General features: G+C 46.8%; 21 protein-coding genes. All 21 read right to left on the bottom strand.

What is annotated here, in order from left to right; all coding sequences use genetic code 11:
* Positions 1-120: 120 nt before the first annotated feature.
* Entirely contained in the window at positions 121-1,356 is a 1,236-nt protein-coding gene (locus IQ294_RS03880; RefSeq protein ID WP_203332678.1) for a competence/damage-inducible protein A, read from the bottom strand.
* Between the two features lie 230 nt (positions 1,357-1,586).
* Complete coding sequence (gene pgsA / locus IQ294_RS03875) at positions 1,587-2,165, bottom strand: CDP-diacylglycerol--glycerol-3-phosphate 3-phosphatidyltransferase (protein WP_203332677.1); 579 nt, start codon at positions 2,163-2,165, stop codon at positions 1,587-1,589.
* 50 nt (positions 2,166-2,215) lie between these two features.
* A complete protein-coding gene (locus IQ294_RS03870) occupies positions 2,216-3,091 on the bottom strand; it encodes a helix-turn-helix domain-containing protein (RefSeq protein ID WP_349291319.1) in 876 nt (291 codons plus the stop codon).
* A gap of 14 nt (positions 3,092-3,105) precedes the next feature.
* A complete protein-coding gene (locus tag IQ294_RS03865; protein WP_203332676.1) occupies positions 3,106-3,897 on the bottom strand; it encodes a YmfK family protein in 792 nt (263 codons plus the stop codon).
* A 107-nt stretch (positions 3,898-4,004) separates the two neighbouring features.
* A complete protein-coding gene (gene ymfI / locus IQ294_RS03860; RefSeq protein WP_203332675.1) occupies positions 4,005-4,727 on the bottom strand; it encodes an elongation factor P 5-aminopentanone reductase in 723 nt (240 codons plus the stop codon).
* A complete protein-coding gene (gene yfmH, locus IQ294_RS03855) occupies positions 4,724-6,028 on the bottom strand; it encodes an EF-P 5-aminopentanol modification-associated protein YfmH (RefSeq protein WP_203332674.1) in 1,305 nt (434 codons plus the stop codon). The genes ymfI and yfmH overlap by 4 nt, the downstream gene beginning before the upstream one ends.
* Positions 6,021-7,295: an EF-P 5-aminopentanol modification-associated protein YfmF gene (yfmF, locus tag IQ294_RS03850; protein ID WP_203332673.1), complete on the bottom strand. Its 1,275-nt coding sequence runs from the start codon at positions 7,293-7,295 to the stop codon at positions 6,021-6,023. Before yfmF ends, yfmH begins: the two co-directional genes overlap by 8 nt.
* Positions 7,296-7,900: 605 nt before the next feature.
* On the bottom strand, positions 7,901-8,860 hold the full coding sequence (locus tag IQ294_RS03845; protein ID WP_203332672.1) for an ABC transporter permease: 960 nt from the start codon (positions 8,858-8,860) through the stop codon (positions 7,901-7,903).
* A gap of 1 nt (position 8,861) precedes the next feature.
* The gene (locus tag IQ294_RS03840) at positions 8,862-9,911 is read right to left on the bottom strand and encodes an ABC transporter permease (protein WP_203332671.1); all 1,050 of its coding nucleotides are present in this window, start codon (positions 9,909-9,911) and stop codon (positions 8,862-8,864) included.
* Positions 9,901-11,460, bottom strand: coding sequence for an ATP-binding cassette domain-containing protein (locus tag IQ294_RS03835; RefSeq protein ID WP_203332670.1), 1,560 nt, complete (start codon positions 11,458-11,460; stop codon positions 9,901-9,903). Before IQ294_RS03835 ends, IQ294_RS03840 begins: the two co-directional genes overlap by 11 nt.
* 166 nt (positions 11,461-11,626) lie before the next feature.
* Positions 11,627-12,700, bottom strand: a complete 1,074-nt coding sequence (locus IQ294_RS03830; protein ID WP_203332669.1) for a BMP family lipoprotein — start codon at positions 12,698-12,700, stop codon at positions 11,627-11,629.
* Between the two features lie 47 nt (positions 12,701-12,747).
* On the bottom strand, positions 12,748-13,476 hold the full coding sequence (locus IQ294_RS03825) for a GntR family transcriptional regulator (RefSeq protein ID WP_203332668.1): 729 nt from the start codon (positions 13,474-13,476) through the stop codon (positions 12,748-12,750).
* 175 nt (positions 13,477-13,651) lie between these two features.
* Positions 13,652-16,003 (bottom strand): FtsK/SpoIIIE family DNA translocase, encoded by a 2,352-nt coding sequence (locus IQ294_RS03820; RefSeq protein ID WP_203332667.1) that lies wholly within the window; start codon positions 16,001-16,003, stop codon positions 13,652-13,654.
* An 80-nt stretch (positions 16,004-16,083) separates the two neighbouring features.
* Entirely contained in the window at positions 16,084-17,751 is a 1,668-nt protein-coding gene (locus IQ294_RS03815) for a ribonuclease J (protein ID WP_203332666.1), read from the bottom strand.
* Between the two features lie 121 nt (positions 17,752-17,872).
* Complete coding sequence (locus IQ294_RS03810; RefSeq protein ID WP_238942647.1) at positions 17,873-18,886, bottom strand: aspartate-semialdehyde dehydrogenase; 1,014 nt, start codon at positions 18,884-18,886, stop codon at positions 17,873-17,875.
* Positions 18,887-18,994: 108 nt separating this feature from the next.
* Positions 18,995-20,221: a M16 family metallopeptidase gene (locus tag IQ294_RS03805; RefSeq protein WP_203332665.1), complete on the bottom strand. Its 1,227-nt coding sequence runs from the start codon at positions 20,219-20,221 to the stop codon at positions 18,995-18,997.
* 54 nt (positions 20,222-20,275) lie between these two features.
* Entirely contained in the window at positions 20,276-22,393 is a 2,118-nt protein-coding gene (gene pnp / locus IQ294_RS03800) for a polyribonucleotide nucleotidyltransferase (RefSeq protein ID WP_203332664.1), read from the bottom strand.
* Positions 22,394-22,666: 273 nt separating this feature from the next.
* A complete protein-coding gene (gene rpsO, locus IQ294_RS03795; RefSeq protein WP_203332663.1) occupies positions 22,667-22,936 on the bottom strand; it encodes a 30S ribosomal protein S15 in 270 nt (89 codons plus the stop codon).
* A gap of 144 nt (positions 22,937-23,080) precedes the next feature.
* On the bottom strand, positions 23,081-24,025 hold the full coding sequence (locus IQ294_RS03790) for a bifunctional riboflavin kinase/FAD synthetase (RefSeq protein WP_203332662.1): 945 nt from the start codon (positions 24,023-24,025) through the stop codon (positions 23,081-23,083).
* Between the two features lies 1 nt (position 24,026).
* Entirely contained in the window at positions 24,027-24,956 is a 930-nt protein-coding gene (gene truB / locus IQ294_RS03785; RefSeq protein ID WP_238942600.1) for a tRNA pseudouridine(55) synthase TruB, read from the bottom strand.
* Positions 24,957-25,069: 113 nt separating this feature from the next.
* Complete coding sequence (rbfA, locus tag IQ294_RS03780) at positions 25,070-25,426, bottom strand: 30S ribosome-binding factor RbfA (RefSeq protein ID WP_203332661.1); 357 nt, start codon at positions 25,424-25,426, stop codon at positions 25,070-25,072.
* Positions 25,427-25,440: the final 14 nt, after the last annotated feature.

Genomic DNA, 25,440 nt, shown 5'->3' with positions numbered 1-25,440 from the left:
AAGAAAAAAGCGAACGTTTATTCGTGTTCGTATTCGAAAAATCATTTTTAAATGCCCTATAAAGACCATAACCGAATTTTGGCATAAGAAAACGCGCAAAAATTTATTTTGCGCGTTTTCTTACCGTGTTAGTGTTCGTATCAGATAATGTAAAGTCAGTTTCACTGTGCGGATGCGATTTGTATTGCGCATTCCCGACAGTTCCAGTTTAAAGGCCTCACTTCCGGCATCAGAAGCTATGGCAATCCATACAGTACCTGCAGGCTGGCCGCCGTGTGCATCGGGTCCTGCAACGCCTGTGAGGCCGACACCGTAATCCGTTCCGAATTTACGGCGTACATTCCCTGCCATCGCAAGTGCTGTTTCTTCACTGACAACCCCGTATGTTTTCAGCAGCTCTTCATCAATTTCAAGCTGGCTGATTTTAATTTCTTCATTATATGCAATGACTCCGCCTGCGAGAACTGAACTTGCACCCGGTACAGAGGCTAGCTCTGACTGAAACAGTCCTGCAGTGAGGCTTTCAGCTGCCGCAATCGTCTTGTCCTGTTCTTTCAATAGATCCACAGCACGAGTTGTCAATGAATCGTCATCGTAGCCATAAAGATATTCGCCGACGACTTCAAGAATCTCTTCTTTCGCTTCATTGATCAGCTTCCAAGCCTCCTCCGCCGTATCCGTTTTCGCCGTGATGCGTAGTGTCACTTCGCTGGCAGACGCCAATGGTGCGATCGTCGGATTCGTCTGCTTCTCCAGAATATGGTCAAGGCGGTGTTCTAGTTCCGCTTCACCAATTCCGTAGAAACGGAGAACATGGGACACGATGACATTCTCCTTATTAAGAAGACGGATCAGTTTCGGTTTTGCCTCGAACTGGAACATCGGCTCGATTTCATGCGGCGGTCCGGGCAGCAGGATGTATATCCGGCTGTCATGTTTATAGAACATCCCCGGCGCCATGCCATTATGATTGACAAGCACTTCACTGTCCTTCAAGATCAACGCCTGCTTTCGGTTATTTTCCGTCATGGGCCGTTTTGCGCGTGCAAAATAAGCTTCGATCGATTCCATCGCGTCTTCGTCCATGGCGAGCGTCGTACCGAGATGGCGCGCGATCGTTTCCTTCGTCAGGTCATCTTTTGTCGGGCCAAGTCCCCCGGAGAAAATAATCAGGTCTGCGCGGCTCTCAGCGATTCTGATCGCCTGTTCAAGACGGTCGGGATTATCACCGACTACCGTATGGTAATAAACATTGATGCCGATTTCAGCAAGATGGCTGGAAACGAAACGGGCATTCGTATTCGTAATCTGTCCAAGCAGGAGTTCCGAACCCACTGCGATGATTTCTGCATTCATTCCGGCGTGCCCCTTTCTGTTGCATATATGAGTTGAAATAAAAACTATAATAACCGATATTCCGCAAAACAGCTACGCTTTCCTGGTGGCTTGCGCTGAGCTAACTCGGACTTGTTGCACTTCGTCCGAGTGCTCTTCTCGGCTTATTACGGGAGCTTTGTCCTAAGCGCCGAAGCGTAATATGAAAGCATATTCTTATCTTCTAGATATTTAGCAGAAAATTTTTGTTCTTATTTAGAAGCTAGCAATGCCTTCCGGTTGGCGTAGAAATAATCCCAGCCGGACCAGATCGTGAAGATCAAAGCAATATACAGCATGATCATTCCGAACGGTATACCCAGCAATGTGAAGATCATGTCATACAGCAGCAGTGAAGCGATCGCTAAGATCTGTGCAGTGGTCTTGATTTTGCCGAGACCGCCGGCAGCGACAACTTCTCCTTCGCCCGCCAATACAAGACGCAATCCGGTTACCGCAAATTCACGGCTGATGATGATGATGACGATCCAGGCTGGTGCAAACCCGAGTTCCACCAAAATGATCAATGCGGCAGAAACAAGCAATTTATCAGCTAGCGGATCCAGGAATTTACCGAATGTCGTCACCAGATTGTATTTACGTGCATAGAATCCATCAACCCAATCGGTCAATGAAGCAAAGATAAAAATAAGTCCTCCGATAAAATGACTGACGGGCAGAGTCGCTCCGAATAATGTCATTTCGCCCCAGCCAAAATCATTCAGCATGAAAAGCATAAAGACCGGTATTAATAAAATGCGTGAAACGGTAATTTTATTTGGTATATTCATGTTGTTTCTCCTTTCATACCTTCAAGAAAAATAGCCATCTTTTTAGATGGCTATTGTGCGTCTGTAAATTCAATGACGATGTTTTGCGTTGTCAGATTCTGCTGATATTCGATCGGTTCACCGTTCAGTGTAAGCTCGACATTCGGAGTTGCACCGAGACGGACCCGCACATACGATTGACCAGTAAGATCTATGCTTGCACTTTCACCAGCCTGCATTTCCCGCGGAGGCGTCAGATCCGCCTGACTGTTATCAGTCACTGCCACCCATGAGCGGCCAGAAACGTTGATAACCAGTTCCCGCTCAGCAGGTCCTGTCCAGGCGAAAGTCGTCGTTTGGCCATCTGTACCTGAAACGGTCATGGATGTCTCCGGTTCTGTGGGTTCTTCCTCACCGGCATCTTCTTCAGCCGGCTCTTCTTCAGCTTCTTCGCCGCCAGCCGGAGCCGATTCATCACCTGGTGCTTCGTATTGAAGACCATCATCATTTACAGCTTCTTCACCCGGTGCATCATCCCGTGTCGCCATATAATAGAACAACCACATCACAAACAAGATCAAGACGATGAATAAGGCCACGATGACCATCGGCATTTTCTCATTTATCCTGCTGGAAGACGACCTCGATATCGATTGCCTGCGTGATTGCACCGGCGCTGCCATCGATGGTGACACTTGTTCCTTCGACGTTTCCGGCATTTCCGATTTATGCTGCTCCAGCAATTCATCGGCATTCAAACCAACAGCTTCTGCATATTGCTTGATGAATGCCCGGACGTAGAATTGGCCAGGCATCATGCTGTAATTGCCTTCTTCAATTCCCGCCAAATAACGTTTCTGTATTTTTGTCACATCCTGCAAGTCCTCCAGGCTGTAACCTTTAGCGATTCTCGCTTCTTTCAGGCGAGTACCCAATTCATTCAACACGATCACCTGCCTGCCTAAAAATTAAACCCTCCGCCAAACATTCCGCCCATTTGGCTTTGATTGTTCTTCTCCATTATTTCATACGTAATTTCCTCATCCGGATGATGGCGCAGTTCAATGATATAATCGAAATCTTCTATATTATACTCTGATTGCTGTATGAACATGTCAGGATGCTCGACCACTTTAATCGTCGGCATGCGCATCATTTCCCTCACCAGCTGCATATGCCGCTCGTCATGGGCACGGCGCGTGACGATGCCGTCCAAGATGAAGATATTGTTTTCATTGAATTCATCGCCCATCAGCTGATTCCTGACAGTCTGCTTGATCATCGTCGAGGACAGGAAAATCCATTTCTTATTGGCGCTGACACTCGCAGCAACGATGGATTCCGTTTTCCCCACCCGCGGCATGCCACGGAGGCCGACCAGTTTATGGCCTTCCTGTTTGAAGATCTCTGCCATGAAATCAACCAGCAGACCGAGTTCATCCCTTACAAAGCGGAATGTCTTCCGGTCGTCTGCATCACGCTGAATATAACGGCCGTGACGGACCGCAAGGATATCCCGCAACTTCGGTTCACGGAATTTGGTTACTGCAATCGTCTCGATTGTCGACACGATCTGCTCGAATCGCTCCAGCTGAACATCATGTTCTGCGCGCAGCAGCATTCCGCGCCTGCCTTGGTCCACACCGTTGATCGTGACGATATTGACACGCAACATCCCAAGAAGTGAAGCTATATCTCCCAGCAAACCCGGACGGTTCACTTGAATTTCGTATTCAAAATACCATTCTCTCATTGAGCGTCCGACCTTTCGCCGTCAATTTTTTAGTAAATATGCCTATTCTCTTATAATAGCTGATTTAGGGGTGCAAGAAAAGGCTTGACGGAAAGAATCACGAAAGCTTATTGCATATGCCAGCCGCCATTAACCCTCAAAGTCTGCCCCGTTATATAATCAGCTTTCCCGCTGACCAGAAAATCGACTGCATCCGCTACATCCTGCGGTTTTCCAAGTCCCAGTGGAATCTCTTCCCGCAGCGATTCGACTTCGTCAACTGAAAATCCGCTGTTCATTTTCGTCATGATAAACCCGGGTGCAACAGCGTTGACCCGGGTTCCGGAAGGAGCCATTTCTTTCGCGAAAGCTTTTACGAATGCCAGTTGAGCTCCTTTGACGGAAGAATAGGCGGTTTCCATGGATGCGCCAATCTCACCCCAGATAGAAGAAATTACCACAATATAGGATTTTGGATGACGCAATAGAACCGGTGATAATCGACGAATGGCGGAAACCGGACTTTTAACGTGCACATTCCACAATTTATCCCATTCAGCATCATCCGTATCAATCAGCATCTTGACGAGCGCATGTCCATTCGCGACTACGATGCAGGATACATCAAAGATTTGGGCAGCCAATTTAGCTGATGCTTCCGGCAGTGAAAGATCGGCATGGACTTCGATAAATTCAAGCTCCGGATACGCCTCTCTAAGATAGGACGCCACTTCAGCCGGCGGGTTCGCATTCCAGTGCAGATAAAGCGACCAACCTGATTCAGCAAGCGTTCGTGCGATGCTGCCGCCAAGTTCTCCGGAAGCTCCCATCACAAGAGCGAACTTTTTCACTCCGCTTCCTTCTTATCTGGAGAAAGGATAGTAAAGACGGACTGCTGGCTTTCAGCACTGACCAGTGAAAAGGCTTTTTGAAGATCGGCCACTTCCATTTTTTCCAGAGCCGGTACAACGTCGAAAAGATTCATGCCATTGAATGTATAGCGTGTAAATTGATTGGCAATAAATTCCGGAGAATTTAAAGCCCGCAGGAAAAAACCGATTTTCTTGCGGCGCATGCGGTCAAGGTCCTCTTGTCCGAACGGCCATTTTTCTGCAGCCGCCGCGATTGTTTTCTTGATTTCTTCGGCTAGGACCTTTGGTTCCGCCGTGTCTGAACCGATAATTGCATATCCGAAGCCATTTTCAAGAGAATAATCGAAAGAATAGGACTCATCGATCCAATTCTTTTCATAGGCATGATGGTAGAAATCGGATGTCCGTCCAAAGAGCATTTCAAAAGCAAGTTCTGCCGCCAGCTCGTGCTTCAGCATTTCTTCACCTTCGAAATCCAGTTTTTCGGGTTTGATGCCGACAAATACTTTCGGCTTCTGGACGCTCATTTCAAGCACACGGTCCTTAATGGCCGCTTCCATGCGTTCTTCCGGGAAAAAGCGTTCAATTTCATGCGCTTCCTCAAATGTTTTTCTGGCCTGGTTCTCTTTGACAAAGGCCATCATCCCTTCAGGCTCAACCGCTCCGACAATGAACAGCACCATATTGGACGGATGATAGAAGGTATTATAGCAAGTGTATAAATGCTCGGCCGTAATGTCCTGGATCGATTCCACCGTACCGGCAATATCGATTTTAACCGGATGTTTTTCATACATATTTTCAATGATTCCGAAATACAGGCGCCAATCCGGCTGATCGTCATACATGGTGATTTCCTGCGCGATGATGCCTTTTTCTTTTTCCAAAGTCGCTTCTGTAAAATAAGGCTCCTGAACAAAATCAAGCAGCGTTTCCACATTCTCCTCTATTTGATCTGTTGCAGAGAATAAATAGGCAGTCCGTGTAAATGAAGTAAAGGCATTGGCAGAAGCCCCTTGTTTCGAAAACTGCTGGAAAATATCCCCTTCTTCTTTTTCGAACATTTTATGCTCCAGGAAATGTGCGATGCCGTCAGGAACTTTGATAGCTTCCGTTTCGCCGCGCGGCACAAAATGATTATCAATCGATCCATATTTAGTCGTGAAAGTTGCAAAGGTTTTGGAAAACCCTTTTTTAGGAAGGATATATACTTCAAGGCCGTTATCCAGTTTTTCATGGTACAAGGTTTCGTCCAATTGCTTGAATTCAACTTTATGCATTTGCCACACTCTCCTTTCCAGAAAGGAAATACGTCATTTCAAGGCTCAGGTCTTTTGCGGCCTGTGCAATTTCTTCTTTGGTCACACGATCCCAGCGGCTGATCAGGTATTCCGGTTCGAATGCCTCAGTCAGCTCCATATACTGGTCGTAGATATCAATCTGCCCGCGCGCGGAATCAAGCGCTTCCTTCAATTGATTGGTCAGCAGCGCTTTTGTCTGTCCAAATTCGACTTCGGTGATATTGCCCGCTTTCACTTCCTCCAATTGCTGAAGGATCAAATTGACCGCTTTTTCTTCAAGCTTGCCGTCAATTCCAGCCAGTACAAACATCAAGCCGAACTGGGATGAATAGGAACTTGACACATAATAAGCCATACTTTCCTTTTCACGGATATTAACGAAAAGTTTCGAATGGGCATAGCCTCCGAAAATGCCATTCATCAATTGCATCACAGGGAATTTCTCGTCACGGAAAGTGACCGGACTGAAAAACATCATGTGCAGTTTCCCCTGCTTCATGTCTTCGAATTCAGCTACACGCGGCTGGGCAGGTTTCGTCAATGCCATCGACGGAGGAGCCGGTGTTTTTTCCCGATCCGTGAACTTGAAATAATCACGGAAATAATCAGCAACCATTTCAGGTTTAATATCCCCGACCGCATAGATTTCCACTTCATTGGTTTCAATCATCGAACGATACTCTTCCATCAGCATCTCATTGCTGATTTTCTGGACTTCTTCGATGGATCCGTTGGCCGGAATTGCCGCTGGATGATCGGACAAGGCCAGTTCCATCATGCGCTGTTGGGCATATCTGGTTTTATCATCGATAATCGATTCAAGCCTTTCTTTGACAGCATTCTTCTCACGCTGAAAGATTGATTCCTTGAACAGGCCATTCTCCAAGTTCGGTTTAAACAGCACCAGATACATCAGATTCATGACTTTTTCAAGTACTCCTGTTTCGGATAAATACTGATCATTCACTGTCTCGACATTCAAGCTGACAATATGTTCATTTCCGCGTTTCGAAGAATCCATGTAAAGCGAAGTGCCGTATAAATCATCCAGCGCCATCCGCAAAGCCGTATGCGAAGGATAGGCTTCGTTGCTGTGCTGAAGCACATTTGCCAGGATCGAACGCGCCGACGCTTTATCCTTCGATAATTTGCTTTTAAATTTTATGGAAAAATTTATAGTTTTGAATTGTGTCGTTTCATTAACGTGGATATTCACGCCTTTAGCAAGCTTGATAGTTTCAAACATGATGAATCCCCTCTCATTGTTCATTCTATTACTATACCGAACATTTTCGGGCAATTGCAAATAAGAAAAGCGAGAACGCCCGTTTAGCTCTGACAGACCTAAGACAGAACAGCGAAGTGGCGTCCTTTGCCACATAGCTGGACTGGTTTAGGACCGAAGAGCTGGGCCGTTCGAGTCTGGACAATAAGAAAAGCGAGAACGCCCGTTTAGCTCTGACAGACCTAAGACAGAACAGCGAAGTGGCGTCCTTTGCCACATAGCTGGACAGGTTTAGGACCGAAGAGCTGGGCCGTTCGAGGCTGGACAATAAGAAAAGCGACGACACCCGTTCAGTTCCGACAAGCGCTGGAAGGCTTAGTGGAAATGGCGCTCTCTGCCATTGCAGCTGAAACCGAAGCGACTCGAGGAACTGGGTCGGCGGAGTCTGGACAATAAGAAAAGCGAGAACGAAGAGATGAACCAAATGTAATTTGGGACATCCCTTTGCGACGAAGCAGCGAAGCGATGCAGGAGCAGCCTTCTAACCCACTATTGTACTTCTTAAGAATTAATGCATAGATAAGAAAAAGAGCCGTCACGTGGACGGCTCTTATAATAGTAGAAACTTATCGCTGACCTTTGATATATGGTTTACCATTTGCTTTCGGCGCATTCGCTTTACCGATGAAGCCGGCAAGTGCAAGAATCGTCAAAACATATGGCAAGATCAACAGGATGACGCTCGGCACTTCACTGATGATCGGAATTCGTGATCCCGCGATACTGAGTGACTGCGCCAAACCGAAGAATAACGCTGCCCCCATCGCACCCAGCGGATGCCATTTACCGAAAATCATAGCGGCAAGCGCCATGAACCCTTGTCCGTTGATCGTAGCGTGGCCAAAATCATTGGAAATGGTCTGTGCGTAGATTGCGCCGCCGATCCCGGCTAGAGCTCCGGAAATCATGACTGCAATATAACGCATTTTCGTTACATTGATCCCCATCGTATCAGCAGCCATCGGGTGTTCACCCACCGCTCTCAAACGAAGGCCGAATGGCGTTTTGTAAATGACGAACCACGCAAAGACAGCCACACCGATTGCAAAAAACGACGTATTATAAATTGATTTGAAGAATAGGTCCCCGATAAACGGAATATCGGAAAGCACCGGTACACTGTAACGGGAGAAGCGCTCCGTGATGAAATCCGTCTGCCCTTTACCGAAGATTTTTTTCACCAGGTAAAGTGATAAGGCGATTGCGAGCAAGTTGATCGCAACACCGGATACAACCTGGTCAGCACGGAATGAAATCGAAGCCACCGCGTGAAGCAGCGACAGCAGGAGTGCAGCGACCATAGCGGCTACAAGAGCCAGCCAAGGCGTTGCCCCGCCAAACGTATCGGCAAAGAAAAGGTTGAACAGAATACCCGTGAAGGCACCGATGACCATCAAGCCTTCAAGACCGATATTGACGACACCGGACTTCTCAGAAAACACACCGCCGATAGCGACGAGAATTAACGGAGCAGCGTAGAAAATAGCCGAAGGAATGATGAAATATAATACTTCAATAAAACTCATATTACTTCGCCTCCTTCTTCTTATTTGCTGCCCGCAACAACAATAGGCGGATGATGTAGCCAGAAGCCACGAAGAATATAATTACTGCGATAACGATCTCTACAATTTCCAAAGGAATTCCGGCAGCGTTAGGCATATTCAAGGCACCGTATTTCAGGGAACCGAATAATGTGGCACCGAATATGACGCCAAGCGGAGTATTCATACCAAGTAAGGCAACGGCGATCCCGTCAAATCCGATTCCTGTGAATCCGCCTTTGGAAGAAACATATTCAAATGTCCCAAGAGCTTCCATTGCCCCGGCCAGTCCTGCGAATGCACCGGAAATGACCATGGCCAAAATGATGTTTTTGTTGACATTCATACCAGCATATTTAGAAGCGTTATGGTTGAAACCGACCGCTTTCAGTTCATACCCCAGTGTCGTTTTCTCTAAAATGATCCACATGACGGCAACCATGATCAAAGCGAGCAGGATACCGTAGTGAAGCCGTGAAAATTCAGTAAGGTTCTGGAAGAATTCCGAACGCAGCGATGCACTCGAGAAAATCTTATCCGTCCGGTCTCCACCGTCTGATACTGTTTTGATCAATGCATTCGTTACATGCAAAGCGATATAGTTCATCATGATCGTTACGATAACTTCATGCACCTGGAATTTTGCTTTCAAAAGCCCTGGCACGAAGCCCCATAATGCACCCGCTGCAGCTGCAGCCAGAATAGCCAGCGGCAAGTGGATGATTTTCGGAAGTTCAACAGCCAGACCAACGTAAGCCGCCGCGAACCAGCCAACGATCAATTGACCTTCGACCCCGATGTTGAAAAGCCCGGCGCGGAATGCAAATGCCACCGCAAGACCTGCAAGTAAATATGGTGTTATCTGACGGAGAGTTTCTCCTATAGTATAAAGATCCCCAAAAATTCCATTCCATAAAGCGGTATATCCTGAAATCGGATTATATCCGCTGACTAGCATGATTATCGCTCCGACGATCAAGCCTAAAATAACAGAAATTAGAGGGACCAGAATATTGGTGACTCTATTCGACATGCTGATCCTCACCTTCCTTCTTCACGCCTTCTTTATTATCCCTTACATGATGTCCTGCCATCAACAAACCAAGTTCCTGTTCTGTCGTGGATTCAGGTGTTACGATGTCGACAATTTCACCATCATGGATAACGGCGATGCGGTCGGACACGTTCATGACTTCATCCAGCTCGAATGAAATCAATAGTACAGCTTTTCCATTATCACGCTGTTCGATCAAACGGCTGTGGATAAATTCGATCGCCCCGACGTCTAGTCCGCGTGTCGGCAAAGCAGCGATCAGCAAATCAGGATCGCGGTCAACTTCACGGCCGATGATCGCTTTTTGCTGATTACCGCCTGACAGTGAACGGGCCAGTTCCTGAGGTCCCTGTGTCCGGACATCAAAGTCAGCGATGATCTGTTTCGCTTTTTCATTGATCTTCTCGTAGTCGATGATGCCGTTTTTCGAAATCGGCTTCTTATAATATGTTTGAAGGGCAATATTGTGGCCGATCGGGAAATCGAGTACAAGTCCGTGCTTGTGGCGATCCTGTGGAATGTGTCCGACTCCGGCTTCCGTCACTTTGCGCGGCTTCGATCCGGTAACATCTTTTTCATTGATGAAAATGGTTCCGCTTTTCACTTTACGAAGACCTGTAATGGCTTCTAACAATTCCGTCTGGCCATTGCCGTCGATACCGGCAATCCCCACAATTTCACCTTTGCGGACATTCAGGTTAAGGTTCTTGACTTTTGCTAATCCGCGGTAATCTTCTACAACGAGATTCTTGATATCCAGCACTTCGTCTTTAGGGAAGGCAGGCCCTTTGACCGTCGTAAATTCAACCTGGCGCCCGACCATCAGGGAAGCGAGTTCATTCGGATTCGTTTCAGCCGTCACGACTGTTCCGATGCCCTGCCCTTTTCGGATTACCGTGACACGGTCAGAAACGTCCATGATTTCCTTCAGCTTATGCGTGATCAAAATAATCGATTTTCCTTCGGCAATAAGGCGTTTCATGATTTGAATCAGTTCGATGATTTCCTGCGGAGTCAACGATGCAGTCGGCTCGTCGAAGATCAGGATTTCCGCTCCGCGGTAAAGCGTTTTCAAAATTTCCACACGCTGCTGCATACCCACTGAAATATCTTCAATGATGGCGTACGGATCTACGTTCAACCCATATTGCTCAGACAATGCCTGAACTTTCTTGGCTGCATCTTTTTTATTGGTAACGCCCATCTTCGTCGGCTCAGTACCCAGAATGATATTCTCAGTCACCGAAAAGTTTTCGACCAGCATGAAATGCTGATGGACCATTCCGATGCCAAGATCATTCGCGATGTTCGGATTGGTGATATCCACTTTTTTACCACGTACGCGAATCTCGCCGCCTTCCGGCTGATAAAGACCGAAAAGGACGTTCATCAATGTCGATTTTCCAGCACCATTTTCACCAAGCAGTGCATGGATCTCCCCTTTTTCCAATTGAAGGGTGATATTGTCATTGGCGACAAAGTTTCCGAATTCCTTGCGGATGTTCAGCATTTCAACAACATATTCCACTGTTTTCACTCCCTAGAAAACTGTTAAATTCTCTTTTATTAATTAATACAAGAAAGGCTTCCATCGTTAAAAACCTTTCGTCTATTAATTTTGTAAATTTAGGCGAAAAAAAATCATAAAGACCGGCTTAACCGGTCTTTATGAGCATGACCGTAACAATCAGAAATTACTCCAACGTTTCTGGAACTGTAATTTCTTCGTCAATGATTTGCTGTTTGAATTCTTCGATCTGAGACATGACGTCTTCAGAAATAGCTCCGCGTGAATCAGCAAGGCCGATACCATCGTCAGACAGACCGTAAACTACTGTTTCGCCACCAGGGAATTCGCCATTCTTAGTTTGTTCAGAGATGTTGTAAACTGCGTTATCAACGCGTTTCAAGACTGATGTCAATGTTACGTTGTCGTCACCAACCTGACCTTCGTCGTACTGGTCAGAGTCAACTCCGATTACCCATACATTTTCGCCAGCTTCTTTGCGTTCTTTAGCTTCTGTAAATACACCGTTACCAGTACCGCCGGCAGCGTGGAAAATGATATCCGCTCCGTTTTGGTACATAAGGTTAGCAGTTGTTTTACCTAATGCTGCATCATCAAAAGCACCTGCGTAGCTAACATCGACTTCAACGCTAGAGTCAGCAGCTTCAACGCCTGCAAGGAATCCAGCTTCGAAACGTTCGATTACAGGGATTTCCATCCCGCCGACAAAGCCAACTTTTCCTGTTTCAGTCATAAGTGCAGCTGCAACTCCGGCAAGGAATGCGCCTTCTTGCTCTTTAAATAGAACGCTTGCTACGTTATCCGCTTCAACAACCGCATCAATGATTGCGATATTAGCATCTGCTTGCTGCGCAGCGATTTCAGCTACTGCACCTTCCATAAGGAAACCGATGCCGAATACGACATCAAAGTCGCGGCGGATCAAGTTGTTCAAGTTCGTGTTGTAATCTGCATCACTTTGTGACTGAAGGTAATCGACTCCGCCGTCTTTCTGTACTTCAAGACCGTTGTCTTCAGCGAACTTCTCAAGACCTTCCCAAGCTGATTGGTTGAAGGATTTGTCATCGACACCGCCGACATCCGTAACCATAGCTGCAGAAATTTCGCTTGTTTCCTCAGTGCCTTCTCCTCCGTCACCGTTTGATGTGTCAGTTGAAGAATCATCGTCACTGCCGCATGCCGCTAGCATACCTGCAGCAAGCATTAAAGAAAGACCCAGACCAAATTTACGTTTTGTCAATGTAATAACCCCCAAGGTTTTTTTGATATTAGCAGGAATAGTTTGTTTTACACACGTTTTCGAACTACATGGAAACTGAATTTATCAGCCCGGAAATAGTTCTTCGAATAAAGCACCACTTGATCGTCTGTATCATAATGGAGCTGTTTTAATACTAATAATGCAGTTTCAGGATCACATTCCAAAATCGGAGACGCTACTTCATGGTATCCGATCGGATCGATATAAGTGACCGCATAACTAATATAGGTGTCTCCGCTTTCCTCTATTGCTGAGAAAATGGAGCTTTCGGCCCGGCTCAGGAAGTCTTCCGGCAATTTGCTGGATAAAACCTTGTCGATGCAATAAACGACCGGTTCATCGTTCGCTGTACGGACCCTTTCTATCGTAATTACTGAATCTTCGGGATTGCAATGTAAGCGTTTTATATCATCTTCAGAAGCAAGGCTCTCGGTTGTACTCAGATAAATCGACCCAGGCTCCATTCCCGCCTGGCTGATCGTTTCCGAGACACTCGTCAATTGTTCGATCCCTGATGTGAACAGGGGTTTCGGATTGACGAATGTTCCGACGCCATGCCTTCTTACGATAATATTGTCTTCTTCCAACAGCCTGAGCGCTTCCCGTAAGGTTGCGCGGCTGACTCCCAGTGTTTTTGCCAATTCGAATTCGGAAGGCAACTTCTCTTTTTCTTTGTATATTCCGGCAGCAATATCCTGCTTCATTCGATCGATTACCTGGAGATACAATGCCCGATGATCCGATTTAATTGTCATACGATTCACCACCAATGACAGAGATCAGACATCTGATGTAAAACATTCCTACTAATCAGAATTACTATAACACTTATTACAAATGAAATAAATAGTCTTTTGTCGAATTTCGCGAATTTTACTTAAGTCTGATTGTTCCAAAGTGCGCAAATTGTCACGAAATTTTCGCTTGATTTTAATATTCTTCCTGCTTTTGAACTAACACGGTCCGTGGCTTACTGCCTTCATATGGCCCGACCACTCCCCGTTGCTCCATTTGATCAATGATCCTGGCAGCACGGGAATAGCCTACACGGAATCGACGCTGCAGCATTGAAACCGATGCAGTCTGCATTTCCGTCACCAATTGGACAGCTTCGTCGTAGATTTCATCCGTTTCTTCATCTACGCTGTTTTCTTCAATTTCTGTTGGGATCATATCTTCCTGATACTGCGCTTTTTGCTGTTCAATGGCAAAGTCGACAATCTTCTCCACTTCACTGTCAGACAAGAATGCCCCTTGCACACGGACAGGTTTCGACTGGCCAGCCCCGAGGAACAGCATATCTCCGCGGCCAAGCAGTTTTTCGGCGCCGCCCATATCCAGGATCGTCCGGGAGTCGATTGCCGAAGAAACGGCAAAGGCGATCCTTGATGGGATATTCGCCTTGATCACACCTGTGATGACATTGACGCTCGGACGCTGTGTCGCGATGATCAGGTGGATGCCCGCAGCACGCGCCATTTGTGCCAGACGGGTGATGGCATCTTCGACCTCGTTTGAAGCGACCATCATCAGATCCGCCAGCTCATCCACGATAACGACGATGAAAGGCAATTTCGGATGTTTCTCTTCGTTTTCTTCATTGAAGACTCTGACGTATTCATTATATCCCTCGATATTCCGTGTTCCGGTATGTGAAAACAGCTCATAACGCCGTTCCATTTCCGATACGATCTTCTTCAGGGCTTGTGCAGCTTTGCGGGGATCCGTTACGACGGGTGCCAATAAATGCGGAATCCCGTTGTATACATTCAATTCCACCATTTTTGGATCGATCATCATCATTTTCACTTCATGCGGTTTTGCGCGCATGATGATACTCGTGATGATGCCATTGATACAGACTGATTTCCCGCTTCCCGTAGAACCCGCGACAAGTAGATGCGGCATTTTATTGAGTTCCGTCATGACCGCTTGACCAGTGACGTCCCGGCCCAGACCGAATAGGAGTTTGGATTCCGGTTTATTGTTTTCCTCGGATTCCAGCACTTCACGCAGACTGACGATGGCCACTGTCGAATTCGGCACTTCAATGCCGATTGCCGATTTACCCGGAATCGGCGCTTCAATCCGAATATCCCTTGCAGCCAGCGCCAATGCCAAATCGTCATGTAAGCTGACGATTTTACTTACTTTTACGCCGGTATCCGGCAGCACTTCGTATTTTGTAACGGCAGGTCCCAGATGAACTTGCGTGACTTTTGCCCGGACGCCGAAACTTTGAAATGTTTTCTCAAGTTTTTTGGCATTTTTCTGGATTCCTGCGTATTCGCCGCTTTGATCGCTGTGCGGAGGCAAAGTCAGAAGTTCCATCGGCGGCAATTGATATTCCTCGTTTTCAAGTTCTTCAGCCGTCGTCAATATCTGCACGTCTCCTGGATCTGTATCTGCTGCCGGTTCTTCCTGCACAGCTGGTGCCTTATCGGCTGGCTGTGCTTTTGGCTTCACATTTTCAGTGAATGCCGAAATGATCGGCTCTTCCGGAACATCCACATAAACCGATTCCGTTTCAAATTCATAGCTGTTATCTCCAGGTTCAGGTTCAGTGTCATCTATAAACCGGCCGTTTTGCTGAGTCGCAATGCTGCTGTCTTTTATTTTCTTCGGCTTTTTCTTCGGTTTTGAGAAACGTTTTCCCAGTGCGTTGATCACCGGCCGGAAACTTGGAACTTTTTCAGCAATGAACGGCGCGAGTGTGCGCCCTGTCAAGATGATGATTCCAATTGACAGCATGATGAGGGCAACGATCCAGGTTCCGCCGGTTTCGAACAGTCCATGCATGATCGCATACAGCACTGCTCCGGCCATTCCGCCGCCGATTGCCGTATATTGCGTCCAGATCGTACCGCTGACCTGGATGTACCTGGACGTTTCCCCGAGCACATTCGATGAGGTGATCGGTAAAATCATTCCTGCTGCCCAGATCAAATGGCAGATCAGGAAGATTCCGGTCAATAGGAAAGCGTAGCCGATCGTTTTTCTAAACTGCAGTTTGGGCCAGCTTCGCTTCACCATGATATAGACAGCGACTCCGACGAGCACTACCGGTATGAAAATCGCCAGATAGCCCGTCAGATATTCTGCGATATTCGAAAGCATGCGCCCGACTTTGCCGAATTGAAAAGCCGTCAGGGCGGCGACGCCGAGCATCACGATGCCGATGATCTCAAAAAGGATGGAGGGCATCTGCTGCGCATTTTTCTTTTTCTTCGCTGTTGTTTTTGCCGTTGGTTTCTTTTTGTTTTTTTGTCCGCTTCGAGGCATTATGTTCCCTCATTTCCTATGTAATCGAAAAAGGATTTCCCCCGACCCTTCGGCATGGAAATCCTTTTTCCTTTTCTTGCTTAATATTCCATAATAATCGGGATGATCATTGGACGGCGTTTTGTTTGCTGGAATAAGTAGGAGTTCAGCGTATCGCGAATTTCCTGTTTGATGTTATTCCATTCGAACGTATCACGTGCCACGTATTTCTCAACCACTTTTCGAACCAGTTTCGCTGATTCGTCCATCAATTCTTCCGATTCCCGGACATAAACGAATCCGCGGGAAATCATTTCCGGACCAGAAGCGATTTTCTTCTGTTTGCGGTTCAATGTTACTACGACGATGAAGATCCCATCCTGAGACAGCAATTTGCGGTCGCGAAGGACGATATTGCCGACGTCCCCGATGCCGATTCCGTCAATCAGGATATTGCCCGCTGTTACACGTCCGCTCATACGGACTTTGCCGCCTTTATATTCGACGATATCGCCTTTATCGGCAATAAAGATATCTGATTTCTGCAAGCCCGTCTGCTGCGCCAATTTTGAATGGGCAATCAGCATTTTATACTCACCCTGGATGGGGATGAAGTATTTCGGTTTCATCATATTCAGCATCATTTTCAAGTCTTCCTGGCTGCCGTGTCCAGATACATGCACTTTTTTATTGGATGTCAGTACATTTGCACCGGCTTTAGCCAATTTGTTCATCGTTTGATACATCTGGACTTCCATGCCTGGTGATGGCGTGAACGTGATCAGAACCGTATCGGTTTCTTTGATGCGCACATCTTTATGCTGTTTGCGCACCATTTTATCAAGAGCTTCCAGCGGTTCCCCCTGGTTGCCGGTAACGATGATGACGATTTCTTCATCACGGTATTCATTTAGTTCCTTCAGTGAAATGACCGTTTCCTCGCCCGGATCCAAATAACCGAGGCGCACTCCCACTTCATAACTGCTCTCAAGGCTTTTTCCGACGACAGCCACTTTTTTGCCGGTTGCGCGGGCGATATCGAATACCTGCTGGATGCGGATGAAGTTTGATGAATAAAGTGATACCAGGATTCGCCCTTCAGCTTTCCTGAATTCCGAATGGAGATGATCGACTACGACCCTTTCAGAAGTTGTGTAGCCAGGACGTTCCGCTTCGGTCGAATCAGACAGCAGCATCAGTACGCCGTCTTCCCCGAGTTTCGCCATCTTCGCGATATCCGGTCTGTAGCTGCCTTTTGCAGACTGATCGAATTTAAACTCGCCAGTGTGGACGATTGCTCCTTCGGACGTATGGAAAACGATACCGAATGCGTCCGGGATACTGTGTGTCGTATGGAAAAACGTTACATGGGTCGAATCGAAATTCATACGGCTTTTGTTTGTCACTTCGAAGAATTTCACTTGCTTCAGTGACCCCTGCTCTTTCACATGTTCCTTAGCGAGGCCGATCGTCAATTTCGAACCATAGACCGGTGCCTGCACTTTCTTCAATAGATACGCAATTGAACCGATCGCATCTTCATGTCCGTGTGTGAGGAAGATCCCTTTTACCCGGTCCTTGTTCTCTTCAAGGTATGAGACGTCCGGAATGACGATATCCACTCCGAGCATTTCGTCTTCAGGGAACATTAATCCACTGTCGACTACAAATATATCTTCATCGATCTCAATTACATACATCGCTTTGCCGATTTCACCGACGCCGCCTAATGGTATTACTCTAATAACTTCGTTTTTAACTTTGCTCAAATTATTTCCTCCTAAAAAAATTCACCCGTACACATCCATAGAATCTATTATACGGGAATCGTTGGAAACAGTCCAAACAAAAAAATAAACCGGCAAAGCCGCCGGTTTATTTTCAACGAAATCAGATGATCTTTTCTTCGATCAGCGCTTCCGCGATTTGGATGGAGTTGAGCGCTGCACCTTTCACCAGGTTGTCTGAAACGACCCAGAGATGGAAACCTTGCGGATTATCGAGATCTGCACGGATACGTCCGACGAATACGTCATCAAGTCCTGCTGCCATCAGTGGCATCGGATACACTTGTCCTGAAGGATCGTCCATCAGCGTCACTCCCGGAGCTCCTGCAATTGCGTCCTTGATCTCAGCAAGCGTCGGAGCCCCTTCCAGTTCCACGTAGACAGATTCCGAATGGCCAGTGACCACCGGCAAGCGCACACATGTTGCAGCCACGGACAAACTGTCGTCATGCATGATCTTCTTCGTTTCATTGATCATTTTCATCTCTTCCAGTGTATAGCCATTTTCAGCAAACACATCGATTTGCGGAATGACATTATAGGCGATCGGGTAATGCTTGTCCGCCGATTTCACCGGCAGCATTTTCGCCTGTGAATTTTTTGCCTTTTCAAATCCGGCGTCCGACTGCTCTTTCAGCTCATTGATAGCGTCGATGCCGGCTCCTGATACCGCCTGGTAAGTGGAAACCACAATTTTCGACAGGCCGAAGTGTTCTTTTAACGGCTGCAGCGCACAAACCATCTGGATGGTCGAGCAGTTAGGATTTGAAATAATCCCTCTATGTTGTGAAAGGTCGCTTTTGTTCACTTCCGGTACGACCAGCGGCACTTCCGGGTCCATCCGGAATGCGCTCGTATTGTCGACGACGATTGCCCCGCGTTCGACTGCTGCAGGGGCGAACTTCTCGGATACACTCCCTCCCGCGCTGAAAAAAGCGATATCGATTCCTTCAAATGATTCCGGTATTGCTTCTTCTGCCATATAAGTTGTTCCTTTAAAATCGATTTTATTGCCTGCTGAACGTTTTGACGTCAGAAAACGGATTTCATTTACAGGAAAATCGCGTTTTTCCAGCTGCTCCTTCATCTGCTGCCCGACGGCGCCTGTTGCTCCCATGATCGCTACATTATAGGTTTTCACTCGGCTCTCTCCTTCTATGATGATTTGCATAATTGTAACATAATTTAGCGCACTGACGTACTGAAACATGAAAAAACACCCTCGTCAGGATGAGGGTGTGGGTCTTGAAGAAATGATGGACCGGGCTGGCGTCCCCTTTAATAATTCCAGTGTATATTGCACTTTTTCCAAGGAAACTTCTTCGATCCGTTCCAGGACTTCGCTGTAGGAAATATGTTTTCCGAGGAGCAATTCGTGCTTGCCGTTGCGGCTCATGCGGCTGCCCGTGCTTTCCATGCCGAGCAGCAGATTGCCTTTGAACTGTGCTTTGGAATCGCTGACTTCCAGTTCCGTCAATCCTTCTGTAAGCATTTTACCGATCGACTCCAGGATCTTTTCCTGAAGTTCCGGCAGCTGCTCATTGGATGTACCGCCGTAAATGGCCAATGTGCCATGGTCGGAATACGCCGAATGATACGAATAGATCGAGTACGCGCGTCCGTGTTCTTCCCGGATTTCCTGGAACAGGCGAGACGACATCGTACCGCCCAGCACATTATTCATGACCGCCATATCGTACAGATGCGGATCATTTATTGATAGACCCGGAAACCCATAACACAGATGTCCCTGTTCAATGTCTTTATGCCGGATCGATTCGCCCGCTGTAAACTCAGGCATGATATATGGCTTTTCTTCGCCGCTCTTTTTGAAGCTGCCGAAAAGTTCAGCAATCTGCTCGCTCAAGCCATCCGGAATATTGCCTGCGACAGATATCACGGTATTCGCAGGTATATAAAACCGGTCCATAAAATTCCGGATTGCGGCTGCGTCGAATTGCTCCAGGGTTTTATCAGTGCCAAGGATCGGCGCCCCCATCGAATGGCGGGGGTACATGACGCGCCATAACTGCTCATGTACATCATCATCCGGCATGTCTTCTGTCATGCTGATTTCTTCCAGCACCACTTGGCGTTCCCGTTCAATTTCAACAGGATCCATATTCGAATTAAAGAACATATCCGCTAAAATATCCACTGCATGACCGGCATGCTCATCGACCACTTTTGCGTAATAGCATGTATATTCTTTTGATGTATAGGCATTGATGTCTCCCCCGATGCGGTCAAATTCCCGCGCAATGTCTTTCGCCGAACGGGTGGGTGTTCCTTTGAACAGCATATGTTCGATAAAATGAGTCATGCCATTTTCACTGCGTTCTTCATCTCGGGATCCCGCTTTCACGAAAACCCCGACAGCGACCGAGCGGAAATGCGGAATCTGTTCCGAAACAATTCTAACTCCGTTAGCACATGTAATTGTAGTAGCCATTCGTATTTCCCTCCAATAAAGAAAAAATTGCCAACTTTCGTTGGCAATTCTCATTTATTCCTGTTTAGCTTTTTCAGCCTGTTCTTTCTCTTCTTTCAAAACGATCTTACGGGACAAGTTAACGCGTCCCTGGCGATCGATTTCAATCACTTTCACTTTAACAACCTGATCCATTTTCAGTACATCTTCCACTTCTTTTGTCCGCTCTTCCTGGATTTCAGAAATATGAAGCAGTCCATCTTTGCCTGGGAACAATTCAACGAATGCACCGAATTTTTCTATGCGTTTCACTTTGCCTTCGTAATATTCCCCAACCTTCGCTTCACGCACGATATTTTCGATCATCGCTTTCGCTTTGGCGTTCATCTCTTCGTCAACAGAAGAAATGAAGATGGTGCCGTCCTGCTCTGTATCGATCTTGACGCCTGTTTCGTCGATGATCTTATTGATCACTTTCCCGCCAGGTCCGATTACATCGCGGATCTTATCAGGGTTGATCTTGACCATGATGATTTTCGGAGCGAATTTAGACAATTGCTCACGCGGCTCAGAGATAGTCGCAAGCATCGATTCAAGGATATGGATACGTCCGATTTTCGCCTGTGTCAAAGCTTCTTCCAGGATATCGCGTGACAATCCGTCAATTTTGATATCCATTTGAAGAGCTGTAATGCCTTCAGCTGTTCCAGCTACCTTAAAGTCCATATCGCCAAGATAATCTTCCATACCCTGGATATCGGAAAGAACTGTATAGTTTTCGCCTTTTTTAACCAGACCCATTGCAATACCGGCTACCGGTGCTTTCAACGGCACACCCGCATCCATCATTGCAAGTGTAGATGCACAGATACTTGCCTGTGAAGTCGAACCGTTCGATTCGAGAACTTCAGCAACCAGACGGATCGTATAAGGGAAATCTTTTTCGTTCGGGATGACAGCTTCAAGTGCACGCTCGCCGAGTGCCCCGTGGCCGATTTCGCGGCGGCCTGGTCCACGAAGGAATCCAGTTTCACCAACTGAGAACAACGGGAAGTTATAGTGATGCATGAAGCGTTTTGTATCTTCGATGCCTAGACCGTCGATGATCTGGACGTCACCGAGTGCACCCAGCGTACAAATGCTCATCGCTTGAGTCTGTCCGCGGGTGAAAAGGCCTGAACCATGCGTACGTGCCAATAAACCGACTTCTGAAGAAAGTGGACGGATTTCTGAAGGTCCACGGCCATCCGGACGGATTTTCTCATCCGTGATCAGGCGGCGGACTTCGTCTTTGACCATTTTGTCCAAAATCTGACCCGCTTGTTTTTTCACATCGTCATCTGATTCTTCATATTGTTCCATGACACGTTTTTTCACTTCATCGATCGCTTCATTGCGCGCCTGTTTCTCATTGATCTGCACAGCAGCGACCAATTCGGCTTCAACCGTGTTTTTAATCGTTTCGGAAAGTTCCGCGTCCAATTCGAACAACTGGATTTCGGATTTTTCTTTTCCGACTTCAGCAGCAATTTCTTCCTGGAACGCGATCAATTTCTTGATCTCCTCGTGACCGAACATGATGGCTTCCAAAATGACTTCTTCGGAAACTTCTTTTGCTCCGGCTTCAACCATATTGATGGCGTCTTTTGTGCCTGCCACTGTCAGGTTAATAGAGCTTTTTTCCAATTGCTCGTTGGTTGGGTTGATGATGTACTCGCCATCAATCAGGCCGACGATGACACCGGCAATCGGACCGTCGAACGGAATATCGGAAATCATCAAGGACAATGAAGATCCGAACATTGCTGCCATTTCAGATGGGCAGTCCTGATCAACAGACATGACCATTGAAATTACCTGTACTTCATTGCGGAAGCCGTCAGGGAAAAGCGGACGGATCGGACGGTCGATTAAACGGCTCGTCAGCGTCGCTTTTTCAGAAGGACGGCCTTCGCGTTTGATGAATCCTCCAGGGATCTTACCTACCGCGTAAAGACGTTCTTCGTAGTTTACCGTCAACGGGAAGAAATCCAGTGGTTTCGGTGTTTTTGAAGCTGTAGCTGTGGACAATACTGCTGTATCCCCATAACGGATCAATGCCGCTCCGTTTGCTTGTTTCGCCAATTGGCCGACTTCGACCTGTAATTCGCGGCCTGCCCAATCAAATGTGTAGACTTTTTTAGTTTGCTCCATAATCGAGCTCCTCTCTGTTCCAATGTTTAGACAGTTTTATGTATCCATTACTAGTAGTGTAACAAAAAAGCATTCGCTATGCGATTGTATGCGAAAAATTTATCCTGCTTTAATGGACAGTAAGAATCCCACTTTTGCAAGTGGGATTTCAACTTTCCATAAAAGTCCGATTGGAGCAACTGTCATTCAGCGGGAATAGAGCTTTCCACTGAGTGAAGCTTCTCTTTATCCATAAAGAAAAAGCGGGACGAATCCCGCTTTCACTTAGTGCTATTATCGGCGTAGGCCAAGTTTTGCGATTAGATCACGGTAACGGGCTACATCGTTTTCACGAAGATATTTCAGCAAGTTACGACGGTGTCCAACCATTTTGAATAGACCACGACGTGAGTGGTGATCTTTTTTGTGAGTACGTAAGTGCTCATTCAAGTTGTTGATGTCTTCTGTAAGAATTGCGATTTGAATATCTGCAGACCCAGTATCCGTGTCATGCACTTTGTATTCATTGATCAATTCATTTTTGCGTTCTTGAGTGATTGCCATACTGTTTCCACCTCCTAATTTCTGATAGCCCCTATTACCGAGCAAACGTTGGTGATTCGATTTGCCAAGCAACGGTTAGTACATTCTGTACCAATAAATCATAGCACACGGCTATTTGAAAATCAACTCGCGCATCCATCTGATTTATTCAGCGAAATATCGGATCGTTTCCTGCTTATCCTTTTCGATCTGCGCCTTCAATTCGTCAATGCCTGAAAATTTCTGTTCGTCGCGTATGCGCTTGTGCCAATCGACTGCCACTCTTTCCCCATAGATGTCTTTATCGAAGTCGAAAATATGCACTTCAATCGAAAGCTGCTTTAGAGATGGATCATTGAATGTAGGTTTATATCCCACATTGCAGACACCGTCGTGGACTTCCCCTTGGACATGCAGCCTTACCGCGTATACACCTCCAGCGGGAACGAATGTCCCAAGATCCGGCTGGACATTGGCGGTGGGGAATCCGATCGTGCGGCCGCGTTTATCACCATTTACCACTGTTCCTGAAATTTGAAAAGGCCGTCCTGATAAACGGCGGACTTCTTCGATTTCACCTGCTTTCAAATGGCCGCGGATCCGGGTTGAACTGATCTTTTCCGTACCATCTGCCTGCTTGCTGATGACACTTACGCCGTAACGGCCTGCACTGGATTGTTCCATCAATTCCATATTGCCGCGCCCTTTTGAACCAAAAGAAAAGTCAAAACCGGCCGTGGCATGAACCACATCCAGCCCTTCAACAAAATGGCGGATAAATTCTTCCGGTTCCAATTGGGCGAAATCAGATGTGAAACGGACGATAAAGCATACGTCGACGCCCATGTCCTGCAGGATTTCCATCTTTTGCTGCAGCGGTGTTATATAGAAGACTTCTTCTTTTCTGCCGCCCAGTACGAGGGATGGATGCGGATCAAAAGTCATAACAGCTGATTTCGCATTCAGCTCCCGTGCTCGATCCATCGCTTCGCCGATCACTTTCTGATGCCCTTTATGCACACCATCGAAAAAGCCGAGCGCCATTGATAAGGGGCCCAGATGTTCTTCAGGTTTCATGTGGTTCGGGTAATTCAAATGAAAAATTTTCATCTTACACCTCGTCTTCTGTCGGTAGTCCAAACATTTTTTCAGGTTTCATTTTGCCTGCTTTATCGGGGTGTTTCTTATACAGGGCAAATGGTTCTCCGCTGATCGTAAAGACAACGAATTTAGTTGATTCCAATAATGGATGCACTGGCAGCACCTGACCATTTTTCATAGCAAAGAAATTCTCGGGTTGCACTTCAAGCAGCGGAAATTCAGCCAATCCATAGGCAAGGGGTTTCAATACGGTTCCGATAGTTCCATTTTGAGCAATTTCATCCACCTGTGCAAGCGTAAGGCAATCCTCTTTTTTGAATTTACCGGATTCCGTTCTCGTCAGTTGCGACATATGTGCAGGATAGCCCAGTGCTTCGCCGATCTGAACTGCCAGCGTACGGATATAGGTCCCTTTGCCGCACTTGATGCGAATACGGAAATGGATATTCACACCCGCCCATTCTTCTGCATCATCCAGAAGTTCAATCGAATCGATCTGGACTTTTCGGAGCGGACGTTCAACCGCGATACCGGCTCTCGCATATTCATATAATTTTTTGCCGCCGACTTTTACAGCAGAATACATCGGGGGAATCTGAGTGATTTCGCCGGTGAGGCCTTCGAGTGCGGCCAAAATCTGTCCGCGCGTGATTTTCTTATCTTCTGAATTCTGTTCAACCATTTGTCCGGTGGCATCTTCTGTTTCAGTTGAAAAGCCGATGGCAACTTCCGCCTCATATGTTTTTCCCTGATCAGTGATATATTCTGCCACTTTTGTCGTGTTGCCGATGCAAATCGGCAATACACCGTCCACTTCCGGATCAAGCGTGCCGGTATGGCCCACTTTTTTGGTTTTCAAAATTTTACGCAGTTTAAACACGCAATCATGGGAAGTCATGCCTTTTTCTTTCCATAAAGGAAGGATTCCATTAATGGCCATCCTGTTCAACCTCCTTTTATATAATCCTATATATACCGCAAGCTCGTCGCAAAAGCGCGCCATCCTTGTATGTAAAAAAGCCTGCAATCTATGAGTAGACAGCAGGCTTAGTTTTATTGTTCGTCTTCTTTCGGATCTTTTATCTCACGCAGCAGATTATCGATGCGCGTTCCGTATGCTACCGAAGTATCAAATTCAAATGATAGTTCAGGCGTTTTGCGCAAACGGATGCGCTGGCCGATTTCTGAACGGATAAACCCTTTGGATTTAGATAAGCCGAGCAATGTCTGCTCTTTTGCAGCATCGTCACCCAACACACTGATATAGACAGTTGCCTGCTGGAGATCCCCGGTCACTTCAACATCCGTCACTGTGACGAAGCCGATTCTCGGGTCTTTCAACTTGCGGCTGATAATATCGCTGAGCTCTTTCTTCATTTGCTCGCCTACACGATTTGAGCGCATTGTCATTGCTTATTCACCTC

This window comes from Planococcus beigongshangi, from assembly GCF_016820495.1.
GTDB classification, from domain to species: Bacteria; Bacillota; Bacilli; order Bacillales_A; family Planococcaceae; genus Planococcus; species Planococcus beigongshangi.
Note: the sequence above shows the minus strand (reverse complement) of the source record. Positions and strands in the feature narration are given on the sequence as shown.